Source organism: Veillonella sp. T11011-6 (assembly GCF_002959755.1).
Taxonomy (GTDB): domain Bacteria; phylum Bacillota; class Negativicutes; order Veillonellales; family Veillonellaceae; genus Veillonella.
This window is the reverse complement of the sequence record NZ_PPCW01000004.1, coordinates 14,508-26,726: the sequence shown is the minus strand read 5'-3', so window position 1 is coordinate 26,726 and position 12,219 is coordinate 14,508. Positions and strand designations below refer to the sequence as shown.

The following is a 12,219-nucleotide window of genomic DNA, read 5'->3' as shown; positions in this document are numbered from 1 at the left end:
TAAACATAAAACCCATTATACTTATAACATTTATGTGTATTAAGTAGTAATGGGTTTTTGTTTTATATAATTTAATTTAATCTTTTTTAATAATTATTACATTTAGTTATTTAATATTGCTGAAAAAGTATAGTAAATCGATAAAATTAATGAGAAATAAATGAACCATATATGAAAAGTGTGGTATACTATGTATGGGTATTTTTGTGAACATCATCCGATGTGTTGTGGATGATATTATAAATTGTATTAGTTACAATGTTGTTTTTATTGTATTATTTGTAAAAGGAGTCTTATATGGCATCTAAGAAGGCCGTTCTAGTATATATACTAGAGATCCTGAAAAGTGAAACGGATGCTAATCATACTTTATCTCAAGAGGAGATTCGCAGTATATTAGCCGAGCGGTACGAGGTATCCGTCGATCGGAAGACCTTAGGCCGTCATTTAAATGATTTATATGAATCTGGTGATTTTGGTATTCAATGTGAAGAGTCTGCCGTAGGAGCAGATGGCACTATTCGCCGTACTGATTTCTATATGATTCATACCTTTGAAGATTCAGAATTGAGATTATTAATTGACGGTATTTTGGCGTCTCGTCATATTACCGCATCTCAACGTAAGGATTTAATTAGTCGTGTAGCTAAATTGGGTAGCTCTCATTTCAAGCCACATGGTATTGATATTGAAAGTGCTACGGGTTACCTTCATAGAAGTCAGGACTTATTCCTTAACATTGATCTCATAGAAGAAGCGATACAAAAGGGGAGAAAAATTTCCTTGGCTTATTGCCAACCTGACGTGGATAAACGATTACATATCAATCTCGGTCCAGATAATAAGGAGCGAAAGTATGTCTTCAATCCATTCCAACTAGTTATGAATCGGGGACACTATTACCTAGTTGGGAACCATGAAAATTATGATGACATGTCTACATTGCGTGTCGATCGAATTGCACACATTACGGTGCTGAGCGAACGTAGAAAACCTTTGCGGGAGATAAAGGGCTATAACCAGCAACGCACCTTTAATGTATCACAATATGTAAAAGAACATATTTACATGTTCGGTGGTGAATCCGTTACCGTAAGTTTTAAGGCGAAGCGTTCTATTGTAAACCAAATTTTAGATTGGTTCGATGGCAATGTGGAATTCACCAACGTCACATCTGATGATGTTGTATGCCGTGTACGTGTAAATCATGATGCCTTTAAGTATTGGGCACTTCAATATATGCAAAGTGTGAAAGTACTTTCACCAGCATCCTTGGTAGCTGAAGTAAAAGAAGCTATTAAGGAAGGCCTAGAGCAATACTCATAATTAAAGCTTAGCTTTATACTTATAATAAAAGAGCTAGTTGATCGTTGAATCAACTAGCTCTATTTTTATGTATGCTATTTTAAACGTCCGATTTCTAATTTATAGAACATGCATTTTTTCTGCTTCTCGATAGTCCTTAAGAACTGGACGAGGAGGTAATTTACCCATGATACTCACTACATAGATAGCGATGGAAGAGAAGAGGAAGCCTGGCACGATTTCGTATAGACCGAGGAATTCAAATTGTTTCCAAATTAGTACTGTTAAACCACCAACTACGATACCAGCGATACAGCCATGACGTGTCATGCGTTTCCAGAACAAGGAGAACAAGATGGCTGGACCAAAGGCAGCACCAAAGCCTGCCCATGCATAGGCAACCATTGTTAAGATGTAGCTATCTGGATCCATAGCCATATAGATGGCAATCAATGCTACGATAAGTACTACGATACGACTTACGAGTACTAATTCTTTATCACTCGCTTTTGGATGAATGATATTTGCATAGAAGTCATTAGCAATAGCAGAGGCTGTTACTAATAACTGTGCAGAGGCGGTACTCATGATAGCAGCTAATACAGCAGACCAGATGAGACCTGCAATAAATGGTGTAAAGAGACGTTCTGTCATGATAAGGAATACAGTTTCTGCATCAGTGCCTACTAATACATCCGGCAACATGAATACGTGACCAATGAGGCCAACTGCAATGGCCGCCATAAGGGATAAGATAACCCAAACCATGGCGATGTTTGTAGATTTTTTTAGCTCTTTTGCATCAGAGATAGCCATGAATCTTACGAGAATATGAGGTTGACCAAAGTAGCCAAGACCCCAACCAAGAGAAGAAATCAAGCCAATAATCCAAGTGAACCAATCAGATGGATCACCGAATAGGCTAAGTCCTTGAGGAAACTCGTGTTGAATGAGTTGGAACGTTTCAATAGGACCACCCATAAACATGGCAGCTGTAATTGGTACTGCTAAGATAGCGAAGAACATCAATGCCCCTTGGATACAGTCCGTCCAAGATACGGCGAGGAAACCACCGAGGAATGTATAGAATACGACGATGCCTGCTGTAATAAAGAGGGATACCGTGTAATCAAGACCAAAGATGGTATTGAATAATTTGCCACCCGCTACGAACCCTGATGATGTATAAATCAAGAAGAAAATCAAGATAAATAAGGCAGAGATGACTGCTACCGAATGAGACTGATCGTGGAAACGATTTTTCAGATAATCCGGTAACGTTAAACTGTCACTAGCTACCTCTGTATGATTTCGTAAGCGTCTGGAAACAAACTTCCAGTTTGCCCATGTACCTAATGTGAGGCCTACGGCGATCCATACTCCTGAAATCCCCGTTGTATACGCGAGGCCAGGCACACCCATAAGCATCCAACCACTCATATCTGATGCTTCCGCACTAAGTGCTGTGATCCATGGTCCTAGTTGTCGGCCACCGAGGATGTAATCACCAATGCTATTTGATTTCCTGTAGTAATAGACCCCGATATACATCATGAGTCCTAGGTATAAGGCAAAGGCGATAATAATCATTAAGTTGTCTTGTGTCATGCCTATATAAGACCTCCTTAGGTTGTAGTTCCATTCTATAGTATTATAAATAATTCCTATTGTACCATATATTAGCACTTTAGAGTGTAAAAATTTGGTGAGATTCTATTGATTTCTATACGAATTTTAAGTATATACTTTCGCCTTGGGCATTAGACGGTTAACCTATAAATTGTATATACTAATAAACCGAAAATACTCGAAATATGATAAAATAATAGAATGGAAAAATGACACGTGAAAGGAGGTACCCATGAATCAACGGGGAACAACAAAACAAGACGATCTAAAACAACCAGTTGCGATAAAACAAGAAACCGTTAAACAACCAGTTGTGACAAAGCAACAAGCGTTACGCATGTTAGAAACTTACTTTGGGTATACCTCCTTTAGACCAGCTCAAGAGGCTCCTATTGCCTCTTTATTGCGCAATGAAGATGTAATCGGTATCATGCCGACGGGGGCTGGTAAGTCTATCTGTTTTCAGATACCAGCACTTTGCAAGGCGGGCCTTACTATTGTGTTTTCACCGCTAATTTCTCTCATGAAAGACCAAGTAGATGGCTTGTTAGTGCAGAATATACCAGCGGCGCTCATCAATAGTACGCTTACTCAAGGGGAGTTTAATAAAACGATGTACGAAGTGCGTAGCGGTAAGATTAAACTCTTATATATCGCTCCAGAACGACTAGGTTCTAATTTCTTCTGTAATGTGTTGCGAGCGCTACCTATAGCTCAAGTCATTGTGGATGAGGCCCATTGTATTTCGGAGTGGGGCCATGACTTTAGACCGTCCTATCGTCTCATCGGTGAGTGGCTCAATTCATTACCGAAGCGTCCTATCGTAGGGGCTTTCACCGCGACGGCTACGAAATATGTAGAAAATGATATCAAGAAATTATTAGGTCTGGATAAGGCAAATGTGTATGTAACAGGCTTTGATCGGCCTAATTTATCCTTCTCTGTCATCCGTACACCAAAGCGCATGGATTATGTAGTTCACTATGTGCGCCAACATGCCAATGAAAATGGCATTATTTATTGTGCGACGCGTAAGGATGTAGATCGAGTATATGAGAATTTAACCCGTGCAGGCATTAAGGTGGGCCATTATCATGGGGGGCTCAGCGATGAGGTGCGCCGTGAGATGCAAAACGCTTATGCAGATGATAAACTGCAGGTTATGGTGGCTACCAATGCGTTTGGTATGGGCATCGACAAGAGTAATGTGCGCTATGTGTTGCATTACCAAATGCCGCGCAACATGGAGTCTTACTATCAAGAGGCGGGGCGCGCAGGTCGCGATGGTGCTTCTGCAGAATGTATCTTGCTCTACAGTGGGCAGGATGTACAGGTTCACAAATATTTGATTGAACAGTCCATCGAGACGCCTGAGCGACAAGAGGTGGAGCTCCGTAAATTACAGTCTATGATTGACTACTGTTTCTGTAGTAATTGTTTACGTAAATATATGCTTAACTATTTTGGTGAAAGCACCGTTTGGACTACTTGCGATAATTGTAGCTCTTGTAAAGGCTCCGCTGATAAGGTAAATGTAACAAAAGAGGCGAAGGCTATCTTCCGTGCTATTATGGGCACTGATGAGCGCTATGGTGCCTCTATGATTACCTCTATCGTGCGCGGTGAGCGAACTGACCGTATTATGCGAGCAGGCCACGATGCACTCCCTGTATTTGGGTTGCTAAGCGATGTAGACGAGAAATCTATTAAAGGGCTCATCCAACAATTTGTGGCCTCTGGTTACTTACGTAGCTCTACAGGTAAGTATCCGGTATTATCTTTAACTGCTGGTGCTGAGGAAGTCTTAGCAGGCCATAAAGAGGTAGAGGAAATTAGACAACATGTGTCGGTACCATCTCGAACTAGTAGGTCTACATCCACTACATTGCGAGGAAAATCTAGTTCTGGGTCAGGTGGTTTATTTGAACATTTACGACAACATCGCAAGCGCTTAGCCGAAAAGGCAGGGCTTCGACCATATCTTATCTTCCCTGATACAGTACTTATTGACTTAGCTAATTTACGACCTACTACATTGGGTGAGTTTGGCAATGTTAAGGGTGTAGGGGAAGCAAAATTGAAAAAATATGGCCTCAGTTTTTTACAGGCTATTGCAGAATATAAGGGATAATAAATTTTACTGTATATATGGTAGTACTATGTATTTTTTAGTATGATAGTACTATATATTGTAAGATATAGGTTAGTATTACTCGACGTAGTATACATAGATTTAGGGGGACATATGAGTCTAGCAGATACACAATACCTCGGTATTATTGAAAATATTTTAGAACATGGCACGTATGGTCAAAACCGTACAGGTATTGCAACTTATAAATTGCCACATCAAATTATGCAATTCGACTTACAAGAGGAATTTCCCATTTTGACTACAAAATTTGTAGCTTTCAAAACGGCGGTAAAAGAATTGTTATGGATTTGGCAAATGCAATCTAACGATGTACGCAAATTACAAGAAATGAACGTGCGCGTATGGGACGAGTGGATGCGTGAAGATGGCACTATTGGTAAGGCCTATGGTTACCAAATTGCAAAGTACAAGCAACTTGATAATCTCATCAAGACTATCAAGGAAGATCCTGATAGCCGTCGTATGATTGTTACATTGTGGAATATTGAAGATTTAGATGATATGGCATTGCAACCATGTGCGTATGAAACATTATGGGATGTAGCTGATGGCAAGTTGAACTGCATGCTCATTCAACGCAGTGGCGATATGGGCCTTGGCGTTCCATTTAATACAGCTCAATATGCAGCATTACAATGCATGATTGCCCAAGTAACAGGTCTTAAACCTGGCAAATTTACTCATGTTATCAACAATGCTCATGTCTATGAAAACCATGTAGAAGCATTGCGCGAGCAGTTAGCACGTCGTGATCAAGCGTTGCCAGCTCCGAAAATTATTGTGAATCCTGAAGTAAAAGACTTCTATGACTTCACACCAGAGGACGTTACATTAGACGGGTATGAACATCTAGGTAAATTGTCCATGACTGTTGCTGTATAGCACTAAATTCATGATAATTGTTAAATAGCATGATATGTATGGCTGTAGATAGAGTATTATGTTCATGACCATTGCGAATTGGAATCCTATGTATGACTATTGCCATATACCATTAATTGAAAGAGGCTAGTATGTTAGCATTAATCGTAGCTGTAGCACATAATCGTGTGATTGGTAAAGATAATACCTTGATTTGGCACTTGCCAAATGATTTGAAATTCTTTAAAGAGAAAACTATAGGTCATGTCATCATTATGGGCCGTAAGACCTTTGAAAGTTTGCCGTTCTTGTTGCCAAATCGTGAGCACTGGGTGATTACCCGTGATAAGGGCTTTGATGCACCAGAAGGTGTTAAGATTTTCCATAGTCCTGAGGCGGCTGCAGAAGCGGCACGCGCTCTTGATGAGGCCTATGTTATCGGCGGTGCTCAAGTATACGAGGCTTTCTTGCCGTACGTGGATACGATGTACATTACAGAAGTAGACCACGAATTTGAAGGGGATGCATTTTTCCCAGAGTTCCCAGAGGAGGCTTTCACCATTGAATCCGTTGTAGACGGCGCGGTGGATGAGAAGAACAAATATCCTCATCGTTTTGTAACCTATTGCAGAAAGGCATCTAAATGAGTGAAAGAATGTTTGCCATTATTGGCAGTGAATTAAATGTTAAGCCAAAGCAGGTGCAAGCTGCCGTAGAATTATTGGACGAAGGCAATACGGTGCCATTTATTGCGCGTTACCGTAAAGAAGTAACCGGTGAATTGCAAGATGAGCAATTGCGCACCATTGAAGAACGCATTAAATATCTGCGCAATTTGGAAACACGTCGCCAAGAAATCATTGCATCTATTACAGAGCAAGAAAAGATGACCGACGAGTTGATGAAGTCCTTAGAGGCCGCAACAAAGCTTCAAGAATTAGAGGATCTCTATTTACCGTACCGTCCTAAGAAACGTACTCGTGCGATGATTGCCCGTGAACGAGGCTTAGAGCCGTTGGCGGACATGATCCTTAACGATACGGTTACCGCTGGGGATCCTTTAGAGATTGCTAAAGACTTTGTAACGGAAGAGGTGCCCACACCAGAGGACGCTATTCAAGGTGCTTCTGATATCGTAGCGGAAATTGTTAGCGATAGTGCAGACTTCCGTGCGTATTTGCGTAAAAAGATGTGGAACGAAGGCTTTATTCAAGCTGAGTTGACTGGTGATGAAGAGGTACAACAACAGTTCTTGCAATATGCAGAATATGCCGAACCAGTTCGCCAAATGCCATCTCACCGTATCTTGGCGGTTAATCGCGGTGAAAAATTAGGGGCTTTGAAATTAGCCCTTACAGTACCAGGTGATACGTATGTTACTTACATGGTGCAAAAGTTAGAGAAAAATCCAAAGTCCATCTTCGGAGACTATAAAGCGACTGCAGTAGCCGATGCGTATAAACGTCTAATTTTCCCTGCTCTAGAGCGCGATATCCGCAATGAGTTGACGGAAAATGCGGACGAACAAGCTATCAAGGTATTCGGTGTAAACCTTAAGAACCTATTGTTACAACCGCCTTTGGCAGGTCATGTTATCATGGGCCTTGACCCTGGTTACCGTACAGGTTGTAAGATGGCTATCATCGATCAACAAGGTAATGTGCTAGATTATGGTGCCTACTATTTAACTAATAGTGAAAAGCTTCGCAAAGAAGCGCAAAAGGTATTGGCTGATAAAATCCGTAAGTTTAAGGTTACTCTCTTATCTATTGGTAATGGTACTGCATCCTATGAAACAGAGCAGTTTGCTTCCACCATGATTGAAGAGGAAAAATTAGACTGCCACTATATCATCACTAATGAAGCAGGCGCATCTGTATATTCTGCTTCTAAATTGGCTATCGATGAATTGCCAGATTTAGATGTAACCATACGCGGTGCTGTATCGATTGCGCGCCGTGTACAAGATCCATTGGCTGAATCTGTTAAGATTGATCCTAAATCTATCGGTGTAGGTCAATACCAACATGACGTAAACCAAAAGCAATTGACTCATACCTTAGATCAAGTCGTTGAAACTGTAGTTAACCACGTTGGGGTAGAGCTCAATACGGCATCTCCTGCTATTTTGCAACATATTGCAGGCATCTCTAGCACGGTGGCTAAAAATATCGTTGCATACCGTCAAGAGAATGGCGTTTTTAAAAGCCGTAAAGAATTGTTGAAAGTACCTCGCTTAGGTCCTGCGGCGTTCACACAATGTGCTGGTTTCCTTCGCTTACAACAGTGTAAAAATCCATTAGATAATACATCTGTCCATCCTGAGTCCTATGAATTGGCAGAACGCATTATTGGTGAATTAGGTTTTACCTTAAAAGATTTGCAAGACAAAGCACAACTGGAAGCGCTACAAGTGAAATTACCACTTGTTGATGCCGGAAAAATGGCCGCAAAACTTGATGCGGGTGTACCGACTGTACGAGATATCTTAGGGGCTTTAGCAAAACCAGGTCGTGACCCTCGTGAAGATTTGCCAGCACCACTTACTAGAAAACATGTAGTAAGCCTTGAAGATATTCAAGTTGGTACTGTTGTAAAAGGTACTGTTCACAACGTCGTTGATTTTGGTGCTTTCGTAGACTTTGGTCTTAAAACTAATGGTCTTTTACATCGTAGTGAACTCTGTAACAGTCGCCAACATCCATCTGATGTGCTGGCTGTAGGCGATATCATTGAAGCTCAAATTATTTCTGTTGATGTAAAACGCAATCGTATCGGTTTATCTGTAAAAGCATTACAACCAGAAAAGCCAAAGAATAACGATAATAACCGAAACAGAAATAACAACGGACAACGTCGAAACATCGGTCGTAACAATAACCGTAATAATGGCCGCAACAATGGTGGTCGACAAAACAATTAGTATCAATTGAATTATATTATTGAGAAATACACTTGACTAAAAGTCATTGTACACAAAACCGCACTCTCTATGGATTTTGAGGGTGCGGTTTTTCTATATAACTTAAAACTATGTATAATAATGCAGAACAGATATATCGAAAATGATATATCTGATTGAAATATTTAGATATAAGGCGTATGATGAAATCACAGAGGAAATCTTCCTCAATCTATATTCCTACATAGGAGGTAATGCTATGAGCTTGAACCTTAAAGAAAGATATGGACTTTTAATTAATAATGAATGGGTAGCTGCATCTGACGGCGCTGAATTTAATGTATATAACCCTGCTAATGGCGAACAACTCGCTATCTGTGCAGAGGCTACGAAAGACGATGTTGATAAAGCGGTAGACGCTGCAACAGAAGCTTTTAAAACTTGGAAAACTGTTTCTCAAGTAGATCGCGCTGATTACTTGTTAAAAATTGCTGATGCTATTGATGCTCACAAAGAGTACTTGGCACAAGTTGAAACATACGACAATGGTAAACCAATCCGTGAAACTTTGAATGTAGATATTCCACTTGGTGCTGACCATTTCCGTTACTTCGCAGGCGTACTTCGTTCCGAAGAAGGCTCCGCACAAGTATTTGACGAAAATACATTGAGCCTCATTGTTCGTGAACCGATTGGCGTTGTAGGTCAAGTAGTACCTTGGAACTTCCCATTCCTAATGGCTGCTTGGAAATTGGCACCAGCTCTTGCAGCAGGTTGTACAGTTGTTATCAAACCTTCTAGCCATACATCCCTTAGCCTTTTAGTATTAGGCGATATTTTAAAAGAAATCTTGCCTCCAGGGGTTGTGAATATCGTAACTGGTAAAGGCTCTAAATCTGGTCAATATATCCTTGATCATCCTGGCTTCAGCAAACTTGCTTTCACAGGCTCTACAGAAGTAGGTCTTGATGTATATAAAGCAGCATCTGAACGCTTGATTCCAGCTACATTGGAATTAGGTGGTAAATCTGCGAATATCTTCTTTGAAGATGCAAACTGGAAACAAGCTCTTGATGGAGCAATGCTCGGCATCCTCTTCAACCAAGGTCAAGTATGTTGCGCAGGTTCCCGTATCTTCGTACAAGATACAATTTATGATAAATTTGTAGCTGAACTTTCCGCTTTATTTGATAAAGTAAAAGTTGGCTTACCTTGGGACGAATCTACACAACTTGGTTCCTTGATTTACGAAGATCAAGTTAAGAAAGTACTTAGCTATGTAGAACTTGCTAAAGAAGAAGGTGCTCGCGTTGCAGCTGGTGGTGTACGCGTTACTGACGGCGAACTTGGTAAAGGTTGCTTCATTAGACCTACACTCATCGTAGACGCTACAAACGATATGCGCGTAGCTCGTGAAGAAATCTTCGGCCCTGTAGCTGTTGTTATCAAATTCCACAGCGAAGAAGAAGTTATTGAACAAGCTAACGACAGCTTATACGGTCTTGGCGGTGGCGTATTTACACAAAACCTTAACCGTGCAATCCGCGTAGCTCGAGCAATCGAAACAGGTCGTATGTGGGTAAATACATATAACTCCATCCCAGCAGGCGCACCATTTGGTGGTTACAAACAATCTGGTATTGGCCGTGAAACTCACAAAGTTATCCTTGAACACTACACTCAAATGAAAAATATCATTATTAACTTGAGCGATAAACCTTCTGGTTTCTACGATTTAGATTAATAAACTTCAACTCTCCTATAAACTATAACAATGAGGCACCTCCTTGGAGGTGCCTTTTTTGCGCATAATATAGGAAATCAGTATCTTATAAGTGTGGATCTGCCGTGTGCTATAATTAAGAACATCTAAGTATGTATTGTAAAAGAGACTGGTGAAGAATGAGTAAATTAGATATATTAGGGATAAAGTTCATTATTGTATCTATAGTGTTGATTGTAATGCTTTATAAACTTGAAATAAGTAAGCATATCATTGACGAAGACTATGAATATATAAAAAAACATAGAATTTTTGGTAACTTAACAAAGTATCTTGCTATAATCAGTATTATAAGTATAGTTTTAATAGATCTTAGGTTTATAATCTATAAAGATTATGAATTCATTATGACTTATGGGGGTGGATGGGTCGTTTGGGGGCTTTTTACCATCTGTACAGGATTTTTACAAAAGAAAAATAGTGTATATTTTAAACGGGGGCTTATTGCTATATTGTCGATATTGATATTTATTGCTGTATATATGTATGCATTTCGTGATGTATTTTTTTAGTAGTAAACCAAAAATAGAAAACTATTAGGTAATATCAATATAGATATTGTTTTGAGAGGGTGCCTATGAATTCAAAGCGAGTATTGAAATGGATTGGTTGTGTTGTTGCTGCCATATTATTAATTTATATTACTTTAATGGTAATAATAATTTTATTGTTAGCTGGTAGTAGTGATTTTAAAAATAGCTCCATTCATTTAACTGAATTTCGTAATAGTGCATTATTTTACGACGATGAAGAACATAAGATTGCTGATAATGTAGTTGCCGTTCATGAGGTAGATAATAAACTTTATTACATAACGTTAGACGGTATTGGTATTTTTGATGAAAATATAAGTTTGTTAGATGCTTGGAATAAAGATCTTAATAAATATAATACTTTCATTCCTCGAATAGATGCTAAAGAAACACATTTTAATGTGAGCCTTGATGAGTTATACCCTAATATTTCTAGTCTTGATGAAAATGATAGAGATATATGGCATGAGATCTTTTTTGATAGTGAGAAACGATATACAGGCCCACACGCTGGATATACTATAAAGCTACCTTTCTATGTATCGTATAGAAAGGAAGATATGGTTAAGCATAATGATATAGTTGATCTTTCTACAGGAACTATTATTGGTAAGTATGGTAGTGAACATATTTATAGAAACAACGCTTATTATAATTTTGAATTTGGAAAATTGACTAAACTTGATTTCTCTGAGAAAGCTATATATAGCTATTATTCTAATAATCTTGATATAGGGCGGTTTAGCAAGAATAATTTAGGTGATGAGAGATATGAATCTTATGCACGAAATGAGCTAGATACAGTAAGAACGAAAGACTTAGAGGTATTACCTAACTTATTGAATCAACAATTTATAGTGTTTAATTCCTTTAATGAATTTTCTAATTTTGATAAAGATACCTTTGAAGCATTAGCTATTAATGCAATTAAAAATAGGAAGGCGCTACAATTAGGACCATTAGAAAATCAAACCCTAAGGCAATACTTAAGTAAATAGAGTAAATGCATAGTAAAGAATATTTGTACTAGATAAAAATAAGGAGTATCAAA

General features: G+C 39.1%; 9 protein-coding genes. 8 read left to right on the top strand and 1 reads right to left on the bottom strand.

The window, feature by feature from the left end:
- Positions 1-297 precede the first annotated feature (297 nt).
- A complete protein-coding gene (locus VRHSUH10_RS04695) occupies positions 298-1,326 on the top strand; it encodes a YafY family protein (protein ID WP_060924517.1) in 1,029 nt (342 codons plus the stop codon).
- Between the two features lie 99 nt (positions 1,327-1,425).
- Here the strand turns inward: VRHSUH10_RS04695 and putP are convergent, their stop codons facing one another.
- On the bottom strand, positions 1,426-2,913 hold the full coding sequence (gene putP / locus VRHSUH10_RS04690; protein ID WP_105089646.1) for a sodium/proline symporter PutP: 1,488 nt from the start codon (positions 2,911-2,913) through the stop codon (positions 1,426-1,428).
- A gap of 358 nt (positions 2,914-3,271) precedes the next feature.
- On the opposite strand from putP, the gene recQ reads away from it, so the two are divergent.
- From recQ to VRHSUH10_RS04655, 7 genes are all read left to right on the top strand, one after another.
- Positions 3,272-5,065, top strand: a complete 1,794-nt coding sequence (gene recQ / locus VRHSUH10_RS04685; protein WP_233187096.1) for a DNA helicase RecQ — start codon at positions 3,272-3,274, stop codon at positions 5,063-5,065.
- 114 nt (positions 5,066-5,179) lie between these two features.
- Positions 5,180-5,971 carry a thymidylate synthase gene (locus tag VRHSUH10_RS04680; protein ID WP_105089645.1) on the top strand — a complete coding sequence of 264 codons (792 nt, stop codon included), beginning with the start codon at positions 5,180-5,182 and terminating at the stop codon, positions 5,969-5,971.
- A 131-nt stretch (positions 5,972-6,102) separates the two neighbouring features.
- Complete coding sequence (locus tag VRHSUH10_RS04675; protein ID WP_105089644.1) at positions 6,103-6,597, top strand: dihydrofolate reductase; 495 nt, start codon at positions 6,103-6,105, stop codon at positions 6,595-6,597.
- Complete coding sequence (locus tag VRHSUH10_RS04670) at positions 6,594-8,873, top strand: Tex family protein (protein WP_233187078.1); 2,280 nt, start codon at positions 6,594-6,596, stop codon at positions 8,871-8,873. Before VRHSUH10_RS04675 ends, VRHSUH10_RS04670 begins: the two co-directional genes overlap by 4 nt.
- Positions 8,874-9,111: 238 nt before the next feature.
- Positions 9,112-10,596: an aldehyde dehydrogenase family protein gene (locus VRHSUH10_RS04665; RefSeq protein WP_105089642.1), complete on the top strand. Its 1,485-nt coding sequence runs from the start codon at positions 9,112-9,114 to the stop codon at positions 10,594-10,596.
- A gap of 158 nt (positions 10,597-10,754) precedes the next feature.
- A complete protein-coding gene (locus tag VRHSUH10_RS04660; protein WP_105089641.1) occupies positions 10,755-11,147 on the top strand; it encodes a hypothetical protein in 393 nt (130 codons plus the stop codon).
- Between the two features lie 65 nt (positions 11,148-11,212).
- Entirely contained in the window at positions 11,213-12,166 is a 954-nt protein-coding gene (locus VRHSUH10_RS04655) for a hypothetical protein (protein WP_105089640.1), read from the top strand.
- Positions 12,167-12,219 lie beyond the last annotated feature (53 nt).

Bases quoted from the DNA above. Each gene is read 5' to 3' on its own strand.
- VRHSUH10_RS04660 (WP_105089641.1), top strand. From the start codon at position 10,755: ATGAGTAAATTAGATATATTAGGGATAAAGTTCATTATTGTATCTATA.
- recQ (WP_233187096.1), top strand. From the start codon at position 3,272: ATGTTAGAAACTTACTTTGGGTATACCTCCTTTAGACCAGCTCAAGAG.
- VRHSUH10_RS04655 (WP_105089640.1), top strand. From the start codon at position 11,213: ATGAATTCAAAGCGAGTATTGAAATGGATTGGTTGTGTTGTTGCTGCC.
- VRHSUH10_RS04675 (WP_105089644.1), top strand. From the start codon at position 6,103: ATGTTAGCATTAATCGTAGCTGTAGCACATAATCGTGTGATTGGTAAA.
- VRHSUH10_RS04695 (WP_060924517.1), top strand. From the start codon at position 298: ATGGCATCTAAGAAGGCCGTTCTAGTATATATACTAGAGATCCTGAAA.
- VRHSUH10_RS04665 (WP_105089642.1), top strand. From the start codon at position 9,112: ATGAGCTTGAACCTTAAAGAAAGATATGGACTTTTAATTAATAATGAA.
- VRHSUH10_RS04670 (WP_233187078.1), top strand. From the start codon at position 6,594: ATGAGTGAAAGAATGTTTGCCATTATTGGCAGTGAATTAAATGTTAAG.
- putP (WP_105089646.1), bottom strand. From the start codon at position 2,913: ATGACACAAGACAACTTAATGATTATTATCGCCTTTGCCTTATACCTA.
- VRHSUH10_RS04680 (WP_105089645.1), top strand. From the start codon at position 5,180: ATGAGTCTAGCAGATACACAATACCTCGGTATTATTGAAAATATTTTA.